A 23,435-nucleotide genomic window follows, 5' to 3' on the forward strand; every position below is an offset into this window, starting at 1 on the left:
AACGGGAGACAAACCATGAAGCACCTTCGCCGCCACGCGGCCGCCGCGCTATGCGCCCTTGCCCTGGGCGCCTCCGCCCAGGCCCAGCAGGAACCCGGCATCACCGACAAGACCATCCGCATCGGCCTGTTCGCGCCCCTCTCGGGCAGCGGCATGGCCTACGGTTTCGACGTGCTGAACGCCGCCAAGATGTGGTACGCCAAGGTCAACAGGGAAGGCGGCATCAACGGCCGCCAGATCGAACTGGTGATCGAGGACGACCGCTGCAACGCCAATGACCTGGTGGCGGCCGTCAAGAAGCTGACCGAGCAGGACAAGGTGTTCCTGCTCAATGGCGGTTCGTGCTCGGCCGCCGTGGTGGCCGCGCGCGAATACGTCGAGCGCGAGAAGGTGCCGCTGGTCATGCTCAACGCCTCCGGCGACGGCGCGCTGTATCCGCCGTCCAAGTACATCTACGGCGCGTTCTCGATCTCGCAGCACGCCGTGGGCGGCTCGATGGTGCAGTTCGCCAATGAGCACCTGAAGGCCGCCAAGATCGGCTACATCAACCACGACGACGCCTACGGCGGCTGGAACCTGGAAGCCGCGCAGGCCCAGGCCAAGCAGCTGGGCAACGTGAACCTGCAGGTGCAATCGGTCAATCCCAATATCACCGACGTCACCGCGCCGATGCTCAAGATCCGTGCCGGCAACCCGGACGTGCTGTTGCTGACGACCTATGCCCGCCCCGCCGCGCTGATCATCAAGAAAGCGCAGGAACTGGGCTGGAACAAGCCCATCGTGCTGGCCGTCAACGGCACCGCCGACCTGAAGCAGCTGGTCGAGAACGTCGGCAACAAGGACGCCTTCAAGAACGTCTACATCCAGGAAGTGCTGGCCGACGTGCCCGGCGGCTCGAAGCTGACCTGGGTCTACGACATGTACAAGCAGGCCTATCCGGACCTGGCCGCCAAGCCTGGCCACCCGCAGACCTACATGCCCTACGGCCTGCCGCCGGCGATGGCGGTGGTCAACGCCCTCAAGGCCGCCGGCCCGCAGCCCACCCGCGAGAAGGTGCTGGCCGCGCTGGAGACCATGAAGTTCGATTCCGGCGTCATGGCCGGCCCGATCGAGTTCGGCCCGAACGACCGCGCCGCGCAGGAATCGGCCATCTACATCAAGTTCGACGGCACCAACATGTCGCTCGTGCCGGGCGCCTTCAAGAGCGTCTGGCAGTACCAGCCGTAACCGCCGCCACAGGCCAGGTCCGCGCCGCGGCGCAGCGCCGCGCGGACCGCCGGAGACCATCATGAGCTTTGCCGATATCTGGTTGTTCCTGCAGCAGGGGGTGCTGTCGGGACTGGTGACGGGCAGCGTCTACGCGCTGCTGGCGGTCGCCGTCGTCATTATCTTCAAGACCACCGACGTGCCCAACTTCGCCCAGGGCGAGATCTTCATGGTCGGGGGCTACATCGCCCTGTTCCTGACCCTGGTGATGGGCTGGCCCTACCTGGTCGTCATTCCGGTCACGCTGCTGGTGGTGGCGGCGGTCTCCGGCCTGTTCCAGCGCGTCGTCATGGAGCGCGTCATCGCCTCCAGGGGCGTGGGGGTGCAGATGGTGATCGCCACGCTGGGCCTGGCGTATGCCCTGAAGGGGCTGGTGCGCCAGACCGGCCTGGGCGACACGCCGCGCTCGCTGCCGCCGCTGGCGCCGACCGACGCCATCATCATCGGCGACGCCGTGCTGACGCAGCTGGACCTGGTGATCTTCGCGGTGGCCGTGGGCGTGATGCTGCTGCTGTACGGGATGTTCACCTACACCCGCGTGGGCAAGGCCATGCGCGCCATCGGCATGAACCCCAAGGCCGCGCGCCTGGTGGGCGTGAACCTGACGCGCATCCGCATGATGGTGTGGGCGCTGTCCGGGCTGATCTCGGCCGTGGCCGCGCTGCTCATCACGCCCAAGATCCTGATCACGCCGGACATCGGCCACATCGCCATCCTGGCCTACGCGGCCGCCATCGTCGGCGGCATCACCAGCCTGCCCGGCGCGGTGGTCGGCGGCTTCGTGATCGGCGTGGCCGAGAACCTGGTGGGCCTGTTCATTTCGACCAACGCGATCGTGGTGGCGCCCTTCGTGGCCATCATGGTGGTGCTGCTGCTGCGTCCGCAAGGCCTGCTGGGCGGCAAACTGCAGGTGAAAAAAGTATGAAATCCAAGACCGACCGCGCCCTGCTGGCGCTGATGGCCGTGGCGCTGGCGGCCCTGCCGTTCGTCGCCAGCGGCTATGTGATCTATGTCGTCAACCTGCTGATGGTGTTCGTGGTGCTGGCCCTGGGCCTGCACATCGTCATCGGCGAGACCGGGCAGTTCGCGCTGTCGCACGCCGCGTTCTACGGCGTCGGCATCTATACGGCGGGGCTGATCAACAACCTGTGGCATCCGCCCTTCTTCGTGTCGATCGTGGCCGGTGGGCTGCTGGCCGCGCTGCTGGGCTACGTCATCGGCGCCCTGGCGCTGCGCATGCGCGACATCTACCTGGCGCTGTCGACCTTCGCCTTCGGCGAGGCCATGCAGTGGGTGTTCCTGAACTGGCAGTCGGTGACCAATGGTTCGAACGGCTTCCGCATTTCGCCGGCCACGCTGTTCGGCTATGAACTGGTGTCCGACATCAAGGCCTATCCGTTCGTGGTCGCGATCGCCGCGCTGCTGCTGTGGATCACCGTGGCGCTGTCGCGCTCGCAGCTGGGCTCGGCCTTTCGCGCCGTGCGCGAGAGCGACGTGGCGGCGCAGGCCATGGGCGTGAACGTCAACGCCATCAAGCGCACCGCCTTCACGCTGTCGGCCGCCTACGCCGGCATCGCCGGCGGCATGTACACCACCTTCGCCTCGTTCATCCACCCGGAAAGCCTGGGCTTCCAGACCACCATCCTGATCCTGACCATGGTAGTGGTGGGCGGCATCGGCTCGGTGCGCGGCGCCATCGCCGGCGCGATCGGCTTCGGCCTGATCTCGGAGCTGCTGCGCCAGGCGCTGTCGTTCCAGGAAATCATCTACGGCGTGATCCTGATGGGCTTCATGATGTTCGCGCCCAAGGGCCTGTTCGCCAGCCGCGAGGCGCGCCGCCGCGCGCCGCCGCCGGCCGCCCCGCTGCCCGCGCGCCGGGACGCCCATGGCGGCGCCGCCAAACCCTCGCAAAGGAGCGCGGCATGAGCGCCCAACCCTACCTCGACGTCCAGGGCCTGACGGTGAAGTTCGGCGGCCTCACCGCCATCAACGGCCTGTCGATGCAGGTCGAGCGCGGCCGCATTCACGCGCTGATCGGCCCCAACGGCGCCGGCAAGTCCACCACCTTCAACTGCGTCTCGCGCTACTACCGGCCGACGCAGGGGCGCATCGTCTTCGACGGCGTCGACATCACGAAGAAGAAGCCGCACGAGATGGCCGCGCTGGGCGTGGCCCGCACCTTCCAGAACCTGGAACTGTTCAGCGCGCTGACGGTGCGCGAGAACGCGCTGCTGGGCACCTATGCGCACGGCGCCAACACGGCCTCGCGCCTGCTGCGCCCGGCCAATGCCGAGGCGCGCGAACGCGTCGAGCACCTGCTGGAACGCGTCGGCCTGGCCGATTTCCTCGACACGCCCGCGTGCAGCCTGGACTTCGGCCGCCAGAAGATGCTGGAACTGGCGCGCGCGCTGGCCATCTCGCCCAAGCTGCTGTTGCTGGACGAGCCCGCCGCCGGCCTGCGCAACCGCGAGATCGAGACACTCGACCACATCCTCACCGAACTGTGCGAACGCGACGGTATCACGGTGCTGCTGGTCGAGCACGTGATGCAGCTGGTGATGTCGATCTCCGATCGCATCACCGTCATGTCGTTCGGCGAGAAGATCGCCGAAGGCACGCCCGCGGAGGTGCGCAGCAACCCCCGCGTCATCGAAGCCTATCTGGGCAAGGGAGCCGCCGGTGGCTGAGAACCTGCTTGAAGTCGAATCGGTCAGCGCCGCCTACGGCAATATCCGCGCCCTGCAGGACGTGTCGCTGAAGGTGCCGCAAGGCGCCATCGTCGCGCTGCTGGGCGCCAACGGCGCCGGCAAGTCCACCACGCTCAACGTGATCTCGCGGCTGGTGACGCCCACCGCGGGCAGCGTGCGCTTTGCCGGCGAACCGATACACCGCCAGCCGGCCGACGCCATCGTCGGCCGCGGCATCGTGCAGGTGCCGGAAGGCCGCGAGATCTTCCGCGAGATGAGCGTGCGCGAAAACCTGGAAATGGGCGCCTACCTGCGCCAGGACCGCCTGGCGGTCAAGGCCGACCTGGACATGGTCTGCGACACCTTCCCGCGGCTGCGCGAGCGCTTCGAGCAGAAGGCCGCCACGCTGTCGGGCGGCGAACAGCAGATGCTGGCCACCGGCCGCGCCATGATGGCCCGCCCGCGCATGATCCTGCTGGACGAGCCGTCCATGGGCCTGTCGCCGCTGGTGGTGGAACAGATCTTCGACATCGTGCTGCGCCTGAACCGCGAGCAGGGCATCACCATCCTGCTGGTGGAACAGAACGTGAAGCTGGCGCTGTCGGTGTCCAGCTATGCCTACATCCTGGAAAACGGCGAGATCGCGCTGGAAGGCGAATCGGCCGCGCTGGCCAGCGACGAAGGCGTGCAGCGCGCCTACCTGGGTGGCTAGGAGCCAACACACCATGACCCTGATGATGCAAGACAAGCGAGTCCTCGTCACCGGCGCCGGACGCGGCCTGGGCGCCACCATCGCGCAGGGCTTCGCCCGCGAAGGCGCCACCGTGATCGTGGCCGACCTCGATCCCGCCCTGGCCCGCGCCAGCGCCCAGGCCATCGCGGCCGCCGGCGGCCGCGCCATCGATGCCGCGCTGGACGTGACCGACGCCGCCGCGGTGCGCGCCTTCGCCGACGAGTGCGAGGCGCGCCATGGCGCCATCGACGTGCTGGTCAACAACGCCGGCATCTCGGCGCGGGCGCCGTTCGACGATCCGCAGACGCCGCAGATCTGGGAGCGCGTGATGAACGTGAACCTGCAAGGCACCTTCAACGTCACCCACGCCTTCGTCGAACAGCTCAAGGCCAGCCGCGGCGCCATCGTCAACCTGTGCTCGATCGTGGCCTACGGCTGCGGCATCTCGACCGCCGGCTACGTGGTCTCCAAGGGCGGCGTGCGCTCCTTCACCGAAGTGCTGGCGCGCGACCTGGCGCCGCACGGCGTGCGAGTCAACGCCGTCGCCCCCGGCCTGATGGAAACCGAGATGACCGCCGGCCAGCGCGCCCAGGCCCACGGCACCGACTGGTACATGCGGCGCGCGCCCATGGCGCGGGCCGGACGCGCCGACGAGATCGTCGGCCCCGTGCTGTTCCTGGCCTCGGCCATGGCCAGCTACGTCAATGGCGTGGTGCTGCCGGTGGACGGCGGCTACCTGGCCGTATAGGAATCGATATGGAACCCCTCAATTCTCGTGGCACCGCGCTGGTGACCGGCGGCGCCAGCGGCATGGGCCTGGCGATCGTCGAACGGCTGGCGCGCGACGGCTTTCGGGTCGTCATGGCCGACCGCAACGCGGCCCTGGCCGGCCAGGAAACCCAGGCGCTGCGCGCGCGGGGCCTGGACGTGGACTACCGCGTGGTCGACCTGGCCGACGAACACGCCACCCGCGCCCTGGTGCGCGAACTGGCGCCGCTGGCGGCGCTGGTCAACAACGCCGGCCTGTTCGACGAGCGCAAGTTCTTCGACGTCTCCAGCGACGACTACCGCCGCATGTTCGACGTCAACCTGCTGGCCGTCGCCACCCTGACGCAGGAAGCCGCGCGCGACATGGCCGCCGGCGGCAAGATCGTCAACATCGCCTCGCGCGCCTACCTGGGCGCGCGCAACCATCCGCACTACGTGGCCTCGAAGGCCGCGCTGGTGGGCTACACCCGCGCCTCGGCCATGGAGCTGGCGCCGCGCGGCATCCTGGTCAACGCCATCGCCCCCGGGCTGATCGACACGCCGCTGCTGCGCAACCTGAGCGCCGAGCGCCTGGCGGCCCAGCTGGCATTGCAGCCCACGGGCCGCGCCGGCCAGCCGCAAGACGTGGCCAACGCGGTGTCGTTCCTGGCCTCGCCGCAAATGGACTTCATCACCGGCCAGGTGATTTTCGTGGACGGCGGCAAGTCGCTGGGCGGGTCGGGAGCATAGGCAGCATGGACAGCATCAAGTGGGACAAGGAAGTCGACGCGCTCGTGGTCGGCTCGGGCGCGGGCGGCATGAGCGCCGCGCTGACCGCCAGCGTGGCGGGCCTGGACGTATTGCTCATCGAGAAGACCGACCGCATCGGCGGCTCGACCGCCATTTCCGGCGGCGCGCTATGGATACCGCTGAACGCGCAGACCGAGGCCGCCGGCCATCCGGACAGCTTCGACAAGGTCTGGACCTATCTGCAGGAAACCGTCGGCGCCGCGGCCTCCGACGAGATGAAGCGCGCCTATCTCGACGCCGGCCCGCGCATGATGGATGACCTGGTCGCGCGCGGCTTCCTGCAGGTGGCCGCGCGCACCGCCTCGCCCGACTACTACCCCGACCTGCCCGGCGCCGCCATGGGCGGCCGCTCGCTCGATCCGGTGGAATTCGACGGCCGCAAGCTGGGCCGCCACTTCAAGACGCTGCGCGATCCGCTCAAGGAATTCACGGTGCTGGGCGGCATGATGGTCACCATCACCGACGTGCGCCACCTGCTGCGCGCCACCCGCGCGTTCGCCTCGTGGCGCCACGCCATGAAGCTGGTGCTGCGCTATGGCGCGGACCGCCTGCGCGGCTACCACCGCGGCACCCGCCTGCTGCTGGGCAACGCGCTGGCCGCGCAACTGTTCCACGCCATGCTGGCGCGCAAGGTGCCGTACTGGCTCAACACGCCGGCGCTGGCGCTGCTGCGCGACGCCGACGGCGCGGTGCTGGGCGCCACCGTCGAACACGAGGGCCGGCGCATCAACATCCGCGCCCGCCGTGGCGTGGTCATGGCCACGGGCGGCTTTCCGTGGGATTCGACGCGCCGCCGCCAGACCTATCCCCACCCCACCGACGACTGGTCGATGTCGCCGCGCGACAATACCGGCGACGGCATCCGCCTGGCCGAGGACGCCGGCGCGGCGCTGGGCCAGGGCCATTCCAGCCCCGCCTTCTGGGCCCCGGTCTCGATCCTGGAACAACCCGGCGGCAAACGGCTGCACTATCCGCACCTGGTGTGGGACCGCGCCAAGCCGGGCCTGATCGCCGTCAACGGCGCCGGCCGCCGCTTCGTCAACGAATCGACCTCGTACCACGCCTTCGTGCAGGCCATGTACCGCAGCCACGAACAGGCGCCGACCATGCCCGCCTTCCTGCTGTGCGATCAGCGCTTCATCGACACCTGGGGCCTGGGCCTGGCGCTGCCCGGCGGCCGCCCGCGCCAGCACCTGATCGACGCCGGCTACCTGCTGCAGGCGCCGACGCTGGAAGCGCTGGCGCAAAAGCTGGGCGTGCCGCCGGACGCGCTGCACGCCACCGTGGCGCGCTACAACGAACACGCGGCGCAGGGCCTGGACCCCGACTTCGGCAAGGGCGGCACCGCCTACAACCGCTACCTGGGCGACCCCGAACACCAACCCAATCCCTGCCTGGCCCCGCTCGGCGCCGGCCCCTACTACGCGGTCAAGGTCTATGCCGGCGACATCGGCACCGCCTGCGGCATCGCGGCCAACGGCAATGCCCAGGCCGTGGATGCCAGCGGCCGGGCCATCCCCGGCCTCTACGTGGCCGGCAACGACATGCACTCGGTCATGGGCGGCGCCTATCCCGCGCCCGGCATCACGCTGGGGCCCGCGCTGACTTTCGGCTGGGTCGCTGGACAACACCTGGCCCGTGGCCAACACTGACGCTCCCCCACCGACAAGGACACCCATGAAGATCTACTTCTCGCCCGCCTCGCCCTTCGTGCGCAAATGCATGGTCATCGCCCACGAACTGGGCCTGGCCGACCGCATCGAAAAGCTGCCCAGCGCCGCCGGCCCCGTAGCCCGCGACCAGAACATCATCCCCGACAACCCGCTGGGCCAGGTGCCGACCCTGATCACCGACGACGGCCAGCGCCTGTTCGACAGCCGCGTCATCTGCGAATACCTCAACGACCTGGGCCGGGGCGCGCTGTTCCCGGCCGGCGCCGCGCGCTGGGCCGCGCTGGCCGAGCAATCGCTGGGCGACGGCATGCTGGGCGCGGCGCTGCTGGCGCGCTACGAGACCGTGCTGCGTCCCGAGCCGCTGCGCTGGGACGGCTGGTACGAAGGCCAGATGGGCAAGGTGCGCGACGGCCTGGCGCTGCTCGAAAAGACCGCCGCCCGCCTGGAAGGCCGCCTGGACATCGGCACCATCACCGTCGGCTGCGCCCTGGGCTACCTGGACTTCCGCTATCCCGATTTCGACTGGCGCGCCGGCCACCCCGCCGTCGCCGCGTGGTTCAAGGCGTTCAACCAGCGCCCGTCGATGCAGGCGACGCTGCCGCACGCCTGACCCGCTCCGGTTTGGGTGGCCGCCAGGCCTGGAGAACCCGCCGGGCTCCAGGCGCAACGGCCGCCCGGTACGGCGCGCCCTCTTGGGCCCGCCGCTCGCCCCTGGCGCTTGCCAGGGGCTTTTTTTTCTTACAGATCGACATACCGCTGCGCCGACGGCCGTCTATATTGAACTTCCAAGGTCCCCGCCGGACCAATTGGTAGACCCCACAGAACAGGGAGCCCACGCATGAACGTGACCGCCGTCTCCCCCATCGCCCGCGTCGCCCCGCCGTATGCCGCGCGCATCCCGCTGCTGGACGACACCCGCCCCGTCTGGGAAGCCGAATGGGCCGCCCGCAACGCCGCCACGCGCCAGGCGCAACGCAGCGCGCAGGCGCAGGCCGCCTGGCAGGCCCAGCGCATCGCCCGCACTGCCCCCGCGCCGCGCGCCGACGACGCCGATGCCAGCCGCGCCGTCACAAACACGCCATCCACGGCGGTTGCCGCCGCGGCCGCCGCGCCCGCCGCCGTCAACGTCGACCAGTTGCGCGACCTGTACGCCGACGCGCGCCTGCGCCGCGCCATCGACGAATTCTCGGCGCGCCCCGACCCGGTGGCGCTGCGCGCCGACACCGCCAACGACCTCGGCACCATCGAGGGCCTGACGCCGCTGCAGCCCTACCGCGTGGCCATGGGCAATCCGCAGGTGCAGGAACTGCAGACCGCCGTGGCCATGAAGGCCGCCGGTCTCGGCATCCCCAAGGTCGAGAACATCGGCCCGACCGAGAACGTCACCGACAACGCGCGCTACCGGCCCAACGCCCGCACCTGAGCGTAAAAAAAAGCCGCCCACAGGGCGGCTTTTCACTTGCCGGACGGCGACGCCCGATCAGTGGAAGAACTCGGCGATCATCGTCGCGCCCAGGAAGGTGCCGGCGTTGGCCGCCAGCGACACCACCACGATCTTCCAGCCCAGCTTGCGGAAGGCCGGCAGGTCCTTCAGGATCGACAGGCCGGCCATGGCCAGGATCACCGTCGTGAACGGCAGAAAGTTGACCTTGTTGACCGCGGCGATGATCTGGTCCGAATACGGCACCGCGCCGGGGCAGCCCACGGTCATCGCGATCAGCGACAGCACCGCCACGGCGGGCAGCTTGGGCACCACGCGCAGCAGCAGGTCGGCGATCACGACCAGCAGGATGATGATCAGCATGCCGGGCAGCGCGTCCAGGATCGGCACCTTGTAGCCGAACTGGTTGCCGACCAGCGCGAACAGGCCGCACACGGCGTAGGCCGTGAGGCGGTCGCCGAAGCCCATCTTCACGGCATGCGACGGCGCCTCGGTGGCGGCCGGGGTGTCGGCGGCGGTTTCGGCCTTGGCGCGCGAGAAGCGGCCCAGCACCGGCTCCAGCTTGCCGTACAGGAAGATGGTCGTCGGCAGCGAAATGAACAGCGTGAAGTAGACGCCCACCACCGTGGTCAGCAGGTTGGCGGCGGCGGCCAGCGCGGCCACCTGGTGCGCCACTTCCGGCGTCTGCTGCGAGGCGATGGCGCCCACGCCCGCGGCCATCATGCTGCCCGAGCCCACGCCGGCGCCCATGGCGAGCGAACGCGGATCGAAGATGTTCAGGCTGGTGATGAAGCCGGCCATCAGCGCCACGAACAGCGCGCCGATCACGGTGCCGGTGATGTACTCGGCCATCACGCCGCGGCCTTCGGGCGAATTCATGCCGTAGCGCTCGCCGATGATCGCCAGGCTGGGCTCGCGGCCCACCGAGAACGTCGCGCCGATGGCTTCGCGCTTGATGCCCAGCAGCAGCGCCAGCGGCAGGCCGATGGCCATGGTGCCGAAGAAGTGGCCGAACTCCTGGAACACCAGGGCCCAGCCGGCCTCGCGCACTTGCGGCAGCGAGCCGCCGACCATCAGGCCCAGCTTGGCCAGGAACGGCAGCAGCGCGTACTGCAGGTAGCCGCTGATGCGGGTCTGCATGGCGGTGTCGATGCCGACGCCGGACGGCAGGCGCTGGCCGACGGCGGCCACCACCGCGCCGATGAAGATGGCCCAGAGCATGGGCTGCAGAACGATCTTGCCCGGACCCACCGCGAAGGTGGCGCTGCCGATCGCTTCGGACACGAGCACCACCAGCAAGATGGCGACAAGCATGCGGATGCGGCTGGATAGCGGCATGGCGGGCATGGCCAGGCTGGCGCCGGCATGAGACATCGGATTCCCCTGAGTACGTGAGTAGGTATTGGAGCGGCCCGATCGGCGCCTCCACGGCGGTCGCCCCCGGGCTGGAGGGCCGGTACGGGGCGGCTCGCGGGGCGAGCGGGCGGCAGCGGCGATTTTCGCCCGGGGGCCGGCGCGCCAACCATGACACCGCCAGGGCTAATGTGTTGCGTAAAATGCAACGGATGCCCCTAGACAGGGAATTTTTTGCAAGAACCAGCAATACATAAGGGTAAACCCTCAATATATTGCAGACCGAACCGATGTCTTTGCGCCACGGAGCACCGCCATGGACGAAAAACTCGACGCCCGCCGCACCCATTACTTCATGCAGGTCATGAGCCGGGGTTCGGTGCGCGGCGCCGCCGAAGTGCTGAACATGGACCCGTCCGCCGTCAGCCGCGCCATCGCGGCGCTGGAGCGCGACTGCGGCATGGCCCTGTTCGAGCGGCGCGGCCGCGGCGTGGTGCCGACCGACGCCGGCCACATCCTGGCGCGCTACGTGAAGCGCCAGCAGAACATCCAGGAAAGCTTCTTCTCGGAAATCGACAGCCTGCGCAAGGCGGAGCGCGGCCACATCGACCTGGTGCTGGGCGAAGGCTTCGTCGAGCTGATGTTCGACCGGGTGCTGCCCGGCTACTGGCGCAGCCATCCCGAGGTGACGCTGGACATCGACGTGGCCCGCACCTCCGAGATCGTGCAGCGCATCGTCGACGACCTGGCCTATATCGGGCTGGTGTTCCAGCCGCCCAACGACGCCCGGCTGCGCACGCACTACTCGCGGCCCGAGCCGATCCGCGCCATCGTGCGCCAGGAACATCCGCTGACGCGCCTGCAACGGCCGCTGCTGCTGACCGACCTGGTCGAGTACCCCGGCGCCTCGATGCAGGAAGGCTTCGGCGTGCGCCAGCACATCCAGGCCGCCGAGATCAGCGAACAGGTGCGGCTGCGCAACGTGCTGACCACCTCGTCGTTCAAGGCGCTGTGGCAGTTCGCCGCCACCGGCATCGGCTACGCCCTGACGCCGCCCATCGCGGTCACCGCCGACATGGCCGCGATGCGCCTGGCCAGCCTGCCGCTGGCCAACCCCATCCTCAACCAGGGCAGCCTGCACGTGCTCAGCCGCGCCGGCCGCCACATCTCGCCAGCCGCGCGCGAACTGCTGGACCACATCGTGCGCGGCATCGGCACGCCCGCCGCCGGCGCCATCTGATACGGTCGCCTGGGGCGAATCTGCATCTGCCCCGCCCGCGCCGGGGCGGCTACAGTGGGCGCATCCCCTTTCAGGAGACCATCCCGATGCTCAGCTTCCTGCGCACGGTCAAATCCGTCCTGTGGGGCTTTTTCGGCGTGCGCCGCGGCCGCGGTTACGACGCCGACATCGCCCACAACAAACCCGCCCCGCTGATCCTCACCGGCCTGTTGATGGCGGCCTGCCTGGTCGTGATCCTGGTGCTGGTGGCGCGCTGGGCGGTCAACGCCGCGCTGTAGGCCCCACCGTTGGGGAATCCCCCCGGGCGTGGAGGGCATACGCTTATTACCAGAATGACTTAGACGCTCGAAGCGGCTGCCTGTTACGGTTATGAATCCCCCAGTCCCCGCCCACGGCGGGCCACGCTTGCGGGGACCAGACCGAGAAGACCTCAAGGGCAGTAGACATGTACGTGTATGACCCCGTCGACCAGCAGCTTGTCGAAGAGCGTGTGGCGCAGTTCGCCGACCAGACGCGCCGCTTCCTCGACGGCCAGCTCACCGAAGATGATTTCCGCGTCCTGCGCCTGCAGAACGGCCTGTATATCCAGCGCCACGCGCCGATGCTGCGGGTGGCCATCCCCTACGGCATCCTGGCCTCGCGCCAGCTGCGCACCCTGGCGCACATCGCGCGCAAGTGGGACCGCGGCTACGGCCACTTCAGCACGCGCCAGAACATCCAGTTCAACTGGCCCAAGCTGGAAGACGTGCCGGACATCCTGGCCGAACTGGCCACGGTGCAGATGCACGCCATCCAGACCAGCGGCAACTGTATCCGCAACACCACCACCGACCACTTCGCCGGCGTCGCGCCGGACGAGCTGATCGACCCGCTGGTGTGGTGCGAGATCATCCGCCAGTGGTCCACGCTGCATCCCGAATTCGCGTTCCTGCCGCGCAAGTTCAAGATCGCCGTCAGCGGCGCCGTGCAGGACCGCGCGGCGGTCGGCGTGCACGACATCGGCCTGCAGGCGGTCGAGCGCGATGGCAAGCTCGGTTTCCGCGTCTGGGTCGGCGGCGGCATGGGCCGCACGCCGATCGTCGGCAAGCTGATCAACCCCTTCGTCGAATGGCAGGACCTGCTGACCTACATGCAGGCCGCGCTGCGGGTCTACAACCTGCATGGCCGCCGCGACAACAAGTACAAGGCGCGCATCAAGATCCTGGTGAAGGACCTGACGCCGGAAGTCTATGCGCAGCAGGTGGACGAACAGTGGCAGCTGATCAAGGGCGGCCCCGACACCATCACGCAGGAATTCGTCGACACCATCGCCGCGCGCTTCATCTGGCCGCAATACGACGCGGCCGCGGCCAACGACACCGACAACACCGCGGCGCTGGCCGCCGCCGATCCGCGCTTCGCGCGCTGGGTCCGCACCAACGTGCACGCCCACAAGACGCCGGGCTACGCCGCCGTCACCGTCTCGCTCAAGGCCACCGGCGTGCCGCCGGGCGACATCACCGCCGACCAGATGGACGCGGTGGCCGCGCTGGCCGATGAATACGGCTTCGGCGAACTGCGCGTGTCGCACGAGCAGAACCTGATCCTGGCCGATGTGCGCCGCGCCCGCCTGCACGAACTGTGGGGCAAGCTGGAGGCGCTGAACCTGGCCACGCCCAACGTCGGCCTGCTGACCAACATCATCGCCTGTCCGGGCGGGGATTTCTGCGCGCTCGCCAACGCCGTGTCGATCCCCGTGGCCGAGGCCATCCAGCGCCAGTTCGACAACCTCGACTACCTGTTCGAGATCGGCGAACTTGACCTGAACATCTCCGGCTGCATCAACTCCTGCGGCCACCACCACGTCGGCCACATCGGCATCCTGGGCGTCGATAAGGCCGGCGAAGAGTGGTACCAGGTCACCATCGGCGGCCGCCAGAACGGCGCCGCCAAGCCGCTGCCCGACATCGAATCGACGAAGGGCGGCGGCGCCGCCATCGGCCGCATCATCGGCCCGTCGTTCGCCCGCGACCAGGTGCCGGGCGTGGTCGACCGCCTGATCCAGACCTACCTGGGGCTGCGCGACAGCGAAGAAGAACGCTTCATCGACGTGGTGGACCGGGTCGGCATTGATCCCTTCAAGCAGGACGTCTATTCGGACCCCGCCTTTGCCAAGCCCGCGCAGGAGGCCGCCCATGTCTGAGCTCTATGCCCACGACGCGCCCGGCCCGCACCTGATCCGCAACGGCCGGCTGGAAGCCGACAGCGCCCGCCCCTTCGTGCCCGACCCCGAGGTGGCGGCCGACGGCCAGGTGCCGACCGACGAGCCCGGCTGGATCGTGCCGCTGGCCACCTGGAAAGCCTCGCACGCCACGCTGCGCCGCCATCGCCATCCGGTCGCGGTCCTGCTGGGGCCGGACGCCGACCTGCGCGACCTGCTGGAAGCCGACGGCACGCTCGACCCGGCGGGCATCGCCTTCATCGCGGTGGACTTCCCCGTCTACACCGATGGCCGCGGCTACTCGCTGGCACAACTGCTGCGCACCCGCTATCAGTGGACCGGCGAGCTGCGGGCGGTGGGCGACGTGATGATCGACACCATCCACTACCAGGCGCGCGTCGGCTTCGACAGCTTCCTGGTCAAGCCGGGCCATGACCCGCGCAAGGCGCTGGATGCGTTCAAGACCTTCACGGTGCATTACCAGAAGACCTACCGCGCGCCGGCGCCCGCCCAGGCCTGACGCCCCAGCTGGGCGCGGATCAATTCCGCAATCGCGCGCTGGCGCGGCGCCTGCATCCGGTCGATCAGGCTCGACACGCTGACCGCCAGCCGCGGATAGCCGCTGGCGTCGCACAGCGCCACCCCCACGCCCAGCACGCCCGGCACGGCGGCATTGCCCACCACCGCCCAACCGCGGTCGCGGGCGTTCTCGGCCAGCCGCCGCATCTGCGCCACCGTCATGCCGCCATAGGCGCGCAGGGCCTGTTCATTCTGCGCGATCACCTCGTCGGCCTCGGCCGGCGGCAGGGCGCCCAGCAGCGCCAGGCCAGCCGCGCCCACGCCCAGCGGCTGGCGATGGCCGATCGTCACCGCCAGCACCTGCACCGGGTAGTTGCCGACCTCGCGATGCAGGCATAGCGAATCGCCGCCGGCACGGCAGATCAGGAACGCCGAATCGCCGCTGACATCGCTGATCTGCCGCAGCACCGGCCGCAGGCCGCGCACCGCTTCGGCGTGCGGATCGCCGGCCATCATCACGCCCAGCTCCGCCACGCGCCAGTGCGGCGCATCCGGCTCGCGCAGCGCGTAACCCTCCTGCGCCAGCACGTCCAGATAGCGGTACACGGTGGAGCGCTGCATGCCGGCGGCGCGCGCGATGTCGGTCACGTGCATGCCGGCGGCCCCCGCCTGGCGCAACACGCCCAGCACCCGCAGCCCGCGCCGCAGCACCCGCGGCCCGCCGTCATCGCTTTCCGTCTTGTTCATTTTCTGGACACCTTGCGTTGCTGAGGCGCTTATCAAAGCCCAATATGAAATCGGGCAGGCAAAGATCTGTCCAGATATTAGACAAACGAGACGGAGACAACCATGCAGACATTCAGCAGGCGGCTGGCCGCCAGCGCCGCGGCCCTGGCGGGCGCCCTGGCATTCGCGACCGCCAGCCAGGCCGCCAAGCCCTATCCCGAACGCCCGGTGACCCTGGTGGTCGGCTATGCCGCCGGCGGCGCCACCGACATCGTCGCGCGCCTGGTGGCCAAGGCCCTGAACGAGGAACTGGGCCAGACCATCGTGGTGGAGAACAAGACCGGCGCCAACAGCAACATCGGCGCCGAAATCGTCTCGCGCGCCGCGCCCGACGGCTACACGCTGTACGTCGGCTCGATCGCCAACACCATCAACCGCACGCTCTACAGCAAGCTCAACTACGACTTCATCAAGGACTTCAAGCCGATCGGCCTGCTGGCGACCATCCCCAACATCCTGGTGGTCAACCCCAAGCTGCCGGTCAAGACCGTGCCCGAATACCTGGCCTACGCCAAGGCCCATCCCGGCAAGCTGACCTGCGCCTCGTCGGGCAGCGGCTCGTCGATCCACCTGTCGTGCGAGCTGTTCAAGATGCAGACCGGCACCGACATCCTGCACGTGCCCTATCGCGGCAGCGGCCCGGCGGTGGCCGACCTGCTGGGCGGCCAGGTCGACTCGATGTTCGACAACCTGCCCTCGTCGCTGCCGCACGTGCAGGCCGGCAAGCTGCGCGCCATCGGCGTCACCTCGCCGCAGCGCCTGCCGGCCGTGCCCGACGTGCCGACGCTGGCCGAGTCCGGCCTGCCCGGCTTCGACGTCGAATCGTGGTTCGGCCTGATGGCGCCCGCCGGCACCCCGCCAGCGGTCATCGAGCGCCTGAACCAGGCCATGAACAAGGCGCTGGCCAATCCGGCGCTGCTGGCCTCGTTCCAGCAATCGGGCTTCTACGCGCCGCAGCCGCCCAACACGCCCGAGACCTTCGGCAAGAAGATCGCCAGCGAAATCGACAAATGGAGCGCCGTGGTCAAGCGCGCCGACATCAAAGCCAACTGAGGAGCACCAGGGTGTACCCGATCGATTTCTTTTTCCGCGCCGCCGAGCAATACCCGGAGCGCGTGGCGCTGGACGCGCCCGAGGGCCAGGTGACGTACGAGCAGCTGGCCGCGCAGGTGCGCGCGCTGGCGGCCGCGCTGCAGGACCTGGACCCGGCGCCGCAGACCCGCGTCGCCCTCTGCGCCGGCAACACCGGTCGCCACATCCTGGCGCTGCTGGCGGTGCTGGCCAGCGGCAAGGTCTGGGTGCCGCTCAACACCCGCAGCACGGCGCGCGAGATCGGGCGCATCCTGGATGCCACCGAACCGTCCATCGTCATGGTGGACGGCGCCGGCGACGCCCTGGTCGCGGCGGGCGCGCCGCACCGCGTCAGCCTGTCGGCGGACGCCGCCGGCCTGGATGTCGACACCCTGCTGCAACGCGGCGTCGGGCGCGAACCGCTGCGCCACGCGCTGCCGCGCGACGCCACCCAGGCAATCAAATTCACCGGCGGCACCACCGGCCTGCCCAAGGGCGTGATGCAGCCCTATCACGCCTGGAACGCCGCCATCATCAACCAGATCCACAGCTGGGGCCTGACGCACGAGGACCGCTACGTGGTCGCCGCGCCCGTCACGCACGGCACCGGCACCTACCTCTTGCCGGTGCTGGCGCGCGGCGGCGCCCACGTGCTGCTCGACAGCGCCACGCCGGCCTCGATCACCACCGCCTTCCGCGAACGCGGCGGCACCCTCAGCTTCATGCCGCCGACGCTGATCTACATGATCATGGCGCAGCCGGGCGTGTCGCGCGCCGACTTTCCGGCGCTGCGCAACCTGATCTACGGCGGCGCGCCGATGCCGCCCGAGAAGATCGAACGCGCCCGCGCCTTCTTCGGCCCGGTGCTGGGCACCACCTACGGCCAGACCGAGGCGCCGCAGATCGTCACGGTGCTGCGCCCCGCCGACCTCGAATCGCCCGACAACCGCGCCTCGGTCGGCCGCGTCACCTGGCTGTCGGACGTCGCCATCATGGACCCGGCCGGCGCGCTGCTGCCGCGCGGCGAGATCGGCGAAGTGGTGGTGCGCGGCGACCTGGTGATGTCGGGCTACTGGCGCCTGCCCGAGAAGACCGCCGAGACCATCGTCGATGGCTGGCTGCACACCGGCGACACCGGCCTGATCGACGCGCGCGGCTACCTGTTCCTGAAGGACCGGCTGCGCGACGTCATCATCACCGGCGGCTTCAACATCTATCCCGTCGACGTCGAGAACGCGCTGTCGGCCCACCCCGCCGTATACGAATGCTCGGTGTTCGGCCTGCCCGACGACAAGTGGGGCGAAGCCGTCCACGCCGCGGTGCAGCTGCATCCCGGCGCGCCCGCCGATGCCGATGCGCTCAAGGCGCACGTGCGCGGCCTGCTCGGCCCGGTCGCCACGCCCAAGCAGATCCACATCCATGACAGCCTGCCGCGCTCGCCCGTCGGCAAGGTGCTCAAGAACGCCGTACGCGACGCGGCCCTCAAGGAGTCTTCATGAACACGCCCGAAACCCGCCTCTGCGCCCATCACCTCACCGGCATGTCGTACCGCGACGTCGACCTGGTGGAAGACCTGATCGGCAAGAAGACCTTCACCGAAGTCATGATCATGCAGATCCTGGGCCGCGAGGCGCGGCCGGTGGACATGCGCATCGTCGACGCGGTGCTGGTGACCCTGATGGAGCACGGCCTCACGCCCAGCGCCATCGCCACCCGCCTGATCTACATGAGCGCGCCCGAGAACCTGCAGGGCGCGGTGGCATCCGGCCTGATGGCGGTCGGCAGCCAGTTCGTCGGCACCATGGAGAACTGCTCGCGCCTGCTGGACCGCATCCGCCAGGCCGCCGACGGCCGCGCCGAGGCGCTGGCGATCGCGCGCGAATTCCGCGCCAGCCGCCAGCCGCTGCCGGGCTTCGGCCATCACCTGCACAAGCCCGACGACCCGCGTTCGATCAAGTTGCTGGCGCTGGCCGAAGCCGAGCCGGACCTGTCCGGCGATTCGCTCAAGGCGCTGCGGCTGCTGGCGGCGGCGATCGACGAGACCTACGGCAAGCACATCACCATCAACGCCACCGGCGCGGTCGCCGCACTGCTCAGCGAGATCGGCGTGCCCACCGCGCTGATGCGCGGCTTTGCGGTCATCTCGCGCGCCGCCGGCCTGGTGTCGCACGTGGCCGAGGAGCAGCAGAGCCCGTCCGGCCGCTACATCTGGGAAACCATCGACCACGCCATTCCCTACGTCGGCAAGGGCAAGTCGCACCAGCGCGACGGAGAACCGTCGTGATCCCGCCCGCGCCCGGCGCGCGGCTGGCGGGCAAGGTCGCGCTGGTGGCCGGGGCGGGTTCGTCGGCCGCCGGCTGGAGCATCGGCAAGGCCAGCTGCGTGACCCTGGCGCGCCAGGGCGCGGCCATCATCGCGCTGGACGCCGACCGGGCGGCGGCCGAGGACGCGGCGCATGAAGTCGAACGCGCCGGCGGCCAGGCGCTGCCCCTGCAAGCCGACGTGGCCGACGCGGACGCCATGCGGGCCGCCGTGGACGCGGCGCTCGGCCACTACGGCCGCATCGACGTGCTGCAGGCCAACGCCGGCATCGGCAAGATCGGCGGCCCGGAAGACATCGACCTGGCCGACTGGGACCGCATCCAGCGCGTCAACGTCACCAGCCTGCTGATCGCCACGCGCCTGCTGGCGCCCGTGATGCGCGCGCAGGGCGGCGGCGCCATCGTCACCGTGTCGTCGATCGCCGGCATCCGCTACACCGGTTATCCCCACCTGGCCTACAGCGTCAGCAAGGCCGCGGTGATCCATTTCGCGCGCATGGCGGCGCAGCAGTATGCGGCCGACGGCATCCGCGTCAACACGGTGATTCCGGGCCTGATCGATACGCCGCGCGTCGCGAAGAACGTAGCCGGCATGTTCGCCAAGGACGATCTGGCAGCCGCGCGCGCGGCGCGCGACCGGCAGGTGCCGATGGGCCGCATGGGCACGCCGTGGGAAGTGGCGAACGCGGTGGCGTTCCTGGCGTCGGATGAAGCGTCGTACATCACCGGCACGGAATTGCTGGTGGACGGGGGCCTGACGGGCAAATACGCGTGAGGCGAAACGCGGGGAAGAAAGCGGCGGCGCGGTCCAGCAGCATGTCCGGATCGCGTGACGCGGCGGCCGCGATCAGGCCGCGTCCTCATGCCGCGCCTGCCCTCGCCTTCAGGGCAATACCGGAAAGCGCGCGGCGATGTCATCGCCCGTGAACTGCGCCACCCAGCCGGCCGGGTCATTGAACAGCCGGATACAGGTGAAGGCGGGCGCCGAGCCCATGTCGAACCAGTGCGGCACGCCGGCCGGCACCGAAATCAGGTCGTCCTGCTCGCACAGCACCGCGTAGACGCGGCCGGCCGCATGCAGCGTGAACAGGCCGCTGCCGGCGACGAAGAAACGCACCTCGTCATCGGCGTGCGTGTGCTCGGCCAGGAACTTGCGGCGCAGCGCCTCGCGGTCCGGATACGCCGGATCCAGGCTGACCACATCGACGCTGCGATAGCCGCGCTCGGCCACCAGCCGCTCGATCTCGGAACGATACGCCGCCAGCACCTCGGCCTGCGGCGCGCCGGGCGCCACCGGCGCCTGCGCCCGCCAGCGCTCGAAGGTCACGCCGATGGCGGCCAGCTCGCGCCGGATCTCGCCGGCGTCATCCAGCCGCCGGCCGGCGGCCGGGTCGTCCTGCGGATAGATCGTCAGCGTCGACATGGCTTACCAGGAGGTGGTGTACGCGCCGGGGAATTTCTGCGCCACGAAGGCCTTCACCTCGTCGGACTGGTAGGCCTTGATGAAGCGCGCGATGCGCGGATCGTTCTTGTTGTCCTCGCGCGCGGCGATGACCACGGCGGCGAACGGCGCATCCTTGCTTTCCAGCGCCAGCGCGTCCTTGGCGGGCGACAGGCCGGCCGGGATGGCGTAGGCCGAGTTCACGGCGGCGGCATCGACGTCGGCCAGCGAGTGCGGCAGCTGCGCGGCCTCGATCTCGACGAACTTGAGCTTCTTCGGGTTGTCGACCACGTCGAACAGCGAGGCCGTCACGGTCACGCCGTCCTTGAGCTTGATGAGCTTGGCGGCCTGCAGCACCAGCAGCGCGCGGGCGCCGTTGGTCGGGTCGTTGGGGATCGCCACCTTGGCGCCCGGCTGCAGATCGTCCAGCGACTTCACGCGCTTGGAATAGATGCCCATCTGCTGCACCACGGCCGTGGCCACCGGCACCAGCTTGTAGCCGCGCGCCTTGTTCTGCGATTCCAGGAAGGGCTTGTGCTGGTAGATGTTCAGGTCCAGCTCCTTGGCGTCCAGCGCGGCGTTGGGCTGGATGAAGTCGCTGAACTCGACCAGCTTGACCTTCAAGCCCTGCCTGGCCGCGACCTGCTGCACCACTTCGCCGATCTGGGCGTGCGGGCCGACGGTCACGCCGACTTTCAGTTCGGCGTCCTGCGCCATCGCCGGCGCGGCGGCGGCAAATCCGATGAGGGTGGCAACGGCGGCCAGGGTGTGGCGTAGACGCATGGGAATCTCGGCAATCGAACAGGGAAGGGAAGCCCCGGATTCTAGTGAGCGCCCTTCAAAACCGGAAGCGATGAATTTTCATATTGATATGCGCATTTCCGTATAAGGCCCGCCGCCATGACAAGCGCGGCCGCGCGCGACACAATAGCGGCTGGATTCCCAACCCCTTGCCGTCATTGCCATGTCCACCCCCAACGAACTGCATCCGCACGCGCGCGCCCTGCTGGCCGACCACTATGCCGCCGTCGATGCCGACCTGCCCGTCCTGCTCGACCTGCTGTTTGCCCGCAGCGCCGGCGAAGACTGGCACAAGGCCGGCACCTTCAAGCACCACCTGCTGGGCGTCTACCGCACTCTGACGCTGTGGAACCAGCCGCGCGAGGTGCGGCTGCTGGGCCTGTTCCACAGCGTGTATGGCAATGAGTACGTCGACCTGACGCTGTTCGACCGCGAGCGCGAACGCAACACGCTGCGCGAGGTGCTGGGCGCCGAGGCCGAGGAATGGGTCAGCCTGTTCTGCGCCATGCCGCGCACCCGCTTCGTGCAGGCCATCCTGCAAGGCCAGGGCCAGGGCCCCGAGGGCCTGACGCTGGAAGGCGCCGACGGCCAGGTCTTCACCTTCACGCCGCGCCAGGTCGCCGCCTTCATCGTGGTATCGGCCGCCGACATCGGCGAACAATGGCACAGCTGGCAGGACGAGATCTTCGCCGGCTATCCGCAGCAGCAGCGCCGCGACCTCAAATCGCACTGGGCCGCCTCGCTGTGGCCCGGCCCGCTGAAGCCGCCGTCGAACATCCTGTCGATGCTGTCGCACCTGCTGGCGCCGCTGTCGGCGCTGCCGGCCGATACCGGCATCCCGCTGCCGCCCGCCTTCGACCATTGCCGCGCCACGCTCAGCCCGCGCGACGAGGCCGCCGCCAGCGCGCTGTACTGGCAGGTCGTCACCCGCATGCATCCGCAGACCGAAATGGACACGGCGCGCCACATGCTGGAAGCCGCGGTGGCGCACAACCCGTGGGTCGCCGAGCCGCGCCTGCTGCTGGCGCAACTGGCGCTGACGGCGGGCGACTTCGAGGCCGCCGAAGGCCATGCCGCCGCCGGCCTGGCCGCGCTGCAGGCCTGGGGCACCGCGTGGGACAAGCGCATCGAGTGGGCCGGCTGGATGGCCTGGGCCCGCATCGAACTGCAGAACGCCCGCGCGCGCCGCTGGCCGGAAAACCTGGCGGCCCTGAACGGCCTGGGGCTGGTGGAGTGATCGCGGCGCGCTGAACCACGGCAACCACGCGCAAGACAAAACGAAAACGCCCCGAGGAATCCCCGGGGCGTTTGACCTTCACGGCCCGTGGGCCGCGACGGCGCTTATTTCATGCCTTCCCAGTGCGGACCGGGCACATGGATGTCGAACAGCTCCAGCACGCGGGCCACGGTGTGATCCACCATTTCCTCAATGCTGGCCGGGCGATGGTAGAACGCCGGCAACGGCGGGAACACGATGCCGCCCATCTCGGTGACGGCGGTCATGTTGCGCAAGTGCGCCAGGTTGAACGGCGTTTCGCGCACCATCATCACCAGGCGGCGACGCTCCTTGAGCGTGACGTCGGCCGCGCGCGTGATGAGGTTGTCGGACAGGCCGTGGGCCACGGCCGCCAGCGTGCGCATCGAGCACGGCACGATGACCATGCCGGCGGTCTGGAACGCGCCGCTGGCCAGCGTGGCGCCGACATCGCGCACGCTGTGCACGTGGTCGGCCAGCGCGTAGACATCATGGCGGCTGACATCGAGTTCGTGCTTGATGTTCAGCACGCCCGAGGCCGACACCACCAGGTGCGTCTCGACATCGTCCACGCCGCGCAGCGCCTGCAGCATGCGCACCGCGTAGAGGGCGCCAGTGGCGCCCGTGATGCCGATGACCAGTCGCCGCACGGAATCAGGCCGTGGCGCCGGATTGCTCCAGCAGGGTCTTCAGTTCGCCCGATTCGTTCATCTCGTTCATGATGTCCGAACCGCCGATGAACTCGCCGGCCACGTACAGCTGCGGAATCGTCGGCCAGTTCGAGAACTCCTTGATGCCCTGGCGGACTTCGTCGTCCTCCAGCACATTCACGGTGACCAGCTTCTTGACGCCACAGCCCTTGAGGATCTGGATGGCCTTGCCGGAAAAGCCGCATTGCGGGAACTGGGCGGTGCCCTTCATGAACAGCACGACGGGGTGCTGGGTCACGGTTTCGCGGATGAATTCTTGAACGTCGCTCATGGTGGTCTCTTGGACAGGAGGCATAACGGAATACGCCAATTATAGGTACAGGCGGGATTTCGTCCCGGATTCCCCGGGGCGGCCCCCGGGAATCGGCCGGTTGCGGCGCG

At 69.2% G+C, this 23,435-nt stretch carries 25 protein-coding genes; 19 read left to right on the top strand and 6 right to left on the bottom strand.

Annotated elements, in window-relative coordinates:
* Window positions 1–15: 15 nt before the first annotated feature.
* The 10 genes from H0523_RS03945 to H0523_RS03990 all read left to right on the top strand — a co-directional run bounded on the left by H0523_RS03945 (window position 16) and on the right by H0523_RS03990 (window position 9,339).
* A complete protein-coding gene (locus tag H0523_RS03945) occupies window positions 16–1,227 on the top strand; it encodes an ABC transporter substrate-binding protein (protein ID WP_054429392.1) in 1,212 nt (403 codons plus the stop codon).
* A 61-nt stretch (window positions 1,228–1,288) separates the two neighbouring features.
* A complete protein-coding gene (locus H0523_RS03950) occupies window positions 1,289–2,191 on the top strand; it encodes a branched-chain amino acid ABC transporter permease (RefSeq protein ID WP_054429391.1) in 903 nt (300 codons plus the stop codon).
* On the top strand, window positions 2,188–3,192 hold the full coding sequence (locus H0523_RS03955; RefSeq protein ID WP_054429390.1) for a branched-chain amino acid ABC transporter permease: 1,005 nt from the start codon (window positions 2,188–2,190) through the stop codon (window positions 3,190–3,192). The genes H0523_RS03950 and H0523_RS03955 overlap by 4 nt, the downstream gene beginning before the upstream one ends.
* Window positions 3,189–3,953, top strand: coding sequence for an ABC transporter ATP-binding protein (locus H0523_RS03960; RefSeq protein WP_054429389.1), 765 nt, complete (start codon window positions 3,189–3,191; stop codon window positions 3,951–3,953). The genes H0523_RS03955 and H0523_RS03960 overlap by 4 nt, the downstream gene beginning before the upstream one ends.
* Window positions 3,946–4,665 carry an ABC transporter ATP-binding protein gene (locus H0523_RS03965; RefSeq protein ID WP_082385858.1) on the top strand — a complete coding sequence of 240 codons (720 nt, stop codon included), beginning with the start codon at window positions 3,946–3,948 and terminating at the stop codon, window positions 4,663–4,665. Before H0523_RS03960 ends, H0523_RS03965 begins: the two co-directional genes overlap by 8 nt.
* A gap of 13 nt (window positions 4,666–4,678) precedes the next feature.
* A complete protein-coding gene (locus tag H0523_RS03970; RefSeq protein ID WP_054429388.1) occupies window positions 4,679–5,434 on the top strand; it encodes an SDR family NAD(P)-dependent oxidoreductase in 756 nt (251 codons plus the stop codon).
* 8 nt (window positions 5,435–5,442) lie between these two features.
* A complete protein-coding gene (locus tag H0523_RS03975) occupies window positions 5,443–6,183 on the top strand; it encodes an SDR family NAD(P)-dependent oxidoreductase (RefSeq protein WP_054429387.1) in 741 nt (246 codons plus the stop codon).
* A gap of 5 nt (window positions 6,184–6,188) precedes the next feature.
* The gene (locus H0523_RS03980; protein ID WP_054429386.1) at window positions 6,189–7,895 is read left to right on the top strand and encodes an FAD-dependent oxidoreductase; all 1,707 of its coding nucleotides are present in this window, start codon (window positions 6,189–6,191) and stop codon (window positions 7,893–7,895) included.
* A 25-nt stretch (window positions 7,896–7,920) separates the two neighbouring features.
* The gene (locus H0523_RS03985; protein ID WP_054429385.1) at window positions 7,921–8,526 is read left to right on the top strand and encodes a glutathione S-transferase; all 606 of its coding nucleotides are present in this window, start codon (window positions 7,921–7,923) and stop codon (window positions 8,524–8,526) included.
* 228 nt (window positions 8,527–8,754) lie between these two features.
* A complete protein-coding gene (locus H0523_RS03990; RefSeq protein ID WP_054429384.1) occupies window positions 8,755–9,339 on the top strand; it encodes a hypothetical protein in 585 nt (194 codons plus the stop codon).
* 57 nt (window positions 9,340–9,396) lie between these two features.
* On the opposite strand, the gene H0523_RS03995 is transcribed toward H0523_RS03990, so the two are convergent.
* Window positions 9,397–10,731, bottom strand: a complete 1,335-nt coding sequence (locus H0523_RS03995; protein ID WP_054429383.1) for a DUF3100 domain-containing protein — start codon at window positions 10,729–10,731, stop codon at window positions 9,397–9,399.
* Between the two features lie 295 nt (window positions 10,732–11,026).
* On the opposite strand from H0523_RS03995, the gene H0523_RS04000 reads away from it, so the two are divergent.
* From H0523_RS04000 to H0523_RS04015, 4 genes are all read left to right on the top strand, one after another.
* Entirely contained in the window at window positions 11,027–11,950 is a 924-nt protein-coding gene (locus H0523_RS04000) for a LysR family transcriptional regulator (protein WP_054429382.1), read from the top strand.
* Window positions 11,951–12,036: 86 nt separating this feature from the next.
* Window positions 12,037–12,228 (top strand): DUF2970 domain-containing protein, encoded by a 192-nt coding sequence (locus H0523_RS04005; protein WP_006390012.1) that lies wholly within the window; start codon window positions 12,037–12,039, stop codon window positions 12,226–12,228.
* 167 nt (window positions 12,229–12,395) lie between these two features.
* Window positions 12,396–14,132 (top strand): nitrite/sulfite reductase, encoded by a 1,737-nt coding sequence (locus H0523_RS04010; RefSeq protein WP_054429381.1) that lies wholly within the window; start codon window positions 12,396–12,398, stop codon window positions 14,130–14,132.
* Window positions 14,125–14,670, top strand: coding sequence for a DUF934 domain-containing protein (locus H0523_RS04015; protein WP_054429380.1), 546 nt, complete (start codon window positions 14,125–14,127; stop codon window positions 14,668–14,670). Before H0523_RS04010 ends, H0523_RS04015 begins: the two co-directional genes overlap by 8 nt.
* On the opposite strand, the gene H0523_RS04020 is transcribed toward H0523_RS04015, so the two are convergent.
* Window positions 14,640–15,416, bottom strand: coding sequence for an IclR family transcriptional regulator (locus H0523_RS04020; RefSeq protein ID WP_054429379.1), 777 nt, complete (start codon window positions 15,414–15,416; stop codon window positions 14,640–14,642). The genes H0523_RS04015 and H0523_RS04020 overlap by 31 nt on opposite strands.
* Window positions 15,417–15,518: 102 nt before the next feature.
* On the opposite strand from H0523_RS04020, the gene H0523_RS04025 reads away from it, so the two are divergent.
* Genes H0523_RS04025 through H0523_RS04040 form a run of 4 tightly spaced genes read left to right on the top strand, consistent with a single transcriptional unit; the run spans window position 15,519 to window position 19,622 of the window.
* A complete protein-coding gene (locus H0523_RS04025) occupies window positions 15,519–16,508 on the top strand; it encodes a Bug family tripartite tricarboxylate transporter substrate binding protein (RefSeq protein ID WP_054429378.1) in 990 nt (329 codons plus the stop codon).
* An 11-nt stretch (window positions 16,509–16,519) separates the two neighbouring features.
* Entirely contained in the window at window positions 16,520–18,025 is a 1,506-nt protein-coding gene (locus tag H0523_RS04030) for a class I adenylate-forming enzyme family protein (protein ID WP_054429377.1), read from the top strand.
* The gene (locus H0523_RS04035) at window positions 18,022–18,810 is read left to right on the top strand and encodes a citryl-CoA lyase (RefSeq protein ID WP_054429376.1); all 789 of its coding nucleotides are present in this window, start codon (window positions 18,022–18,024) and stop codon (window positions 18,808–18,810) included. Before H0523_RS04030 ends, H0523_RS04035 begins: the two co-directional genes overlap by 4 nt.
* Window positions 18,807–19,622: an SDR family NAD(P)-dependent oxidoreductase gene (locus tag H0523_RS04040; protein ID WP_054429375.1), complete on the top strand. Its 816-nt coding sequence runs from the start codon at window positions 18,807–18,809 to the stop codon at window positions 19,620–19,622. The genes H0523_RS04035 and H0523_RS04040 overlap by 4 nt, the downstream gene beginning before the upstream one ends.
* Before the next feature lie 108 nt (window positions 19,623–19,730).
* Here H0523_RS04040 and H0523_RS04045 read toward each other — a convergent pair whose 3' ends face one another.
* The gene (locus tag H0523_RS04045) at window positions 19,731–20,270 is read right to left on the bottom strand and encodes a 1,2-dihydroxy-3-keto-5-methylthiopentene dioxygenase (RefSeq protein WP_054429374.1); all 540 of its coding nucleotides are present in this window, start codon (window positions 20,268–20,270) and stop codon (window positions 19,731–19,733) included.
* A gap of 3 nt (window positions 20,271–20,273) precedes the next feature.
* Complete coding sequence (locus tag H0523_RS04050; protein WP_054429373.1) at window positions 20,274–21,071, bottom strand: MetQ/NlpA family ABC transporter substrate-binding protein; 798 nt, start codon at window positions 21,069–21,071, stop codon at window positions 20,274–20,276.
* 181 nt (window positions 21,072–21,252) lie between these two features.
* On the opposite strand from H0523_RS04050, the gene H0523_RS04055 reads away from it, so the two are divergent.
* Window positions 21,253–22,326: a DUF6817 domain-containing protein gene (locus H0523_RS04055; RefSeq protein WP_054429372.1), complete on the top strand. Its 1,074-nt coding sequence runs from the start codon at window positions 21,253–21,255 to the stop codon at window positions 22,324–22,326.
* 104 nt (window positions 22,327–22,430) lie between these two features.
* Here the strand turns inward: H0523_RS04055 and H0523_RS04060 are convergent, their stop codons facing one another.
* Together H0523_RS04060 and grxD are read right to left on the bottom strand one after the other, a co-directional pair.
* Window positions 22,431–22,994: a UbiX family flavin prenyltransferase gene (locus H0523_RS04060; RefSeq protein WP_054429371.1), complete on the bottom strand. Its 564-nt coding sequence runs from the start codon at window positions 22,992–22,994 to the stop codon at window positions 22,431–22,433.
* A gap of 4 nt (window positions 22,995–22,998) precedes the next feature.
* A complete protein-coding gene (gene grxD, locus H0523_RS04065; RefSeq protein WP_006391696.1) occupies window positions 22,999–23,325 on the bottom strand; it encodes a Grx4 family monothiol glutaredoxin in 327 nt (108 codons plus the stop codon).
* Between the last annotated feature and the right edge of the window lie 110 nt (window positions 23,326–23,435).

Origin of the sequence: Achromobacter insuavis (assembly GCF_902859645.1) — a bacterium.
Classification (GTDB): domain Bacteria; phylum Pseudomonadota; class Gammaproteobacteria; order Burkholderiales; family Burkholderiaceae_B; genus Achromobacter; species Achromobacter insuavis.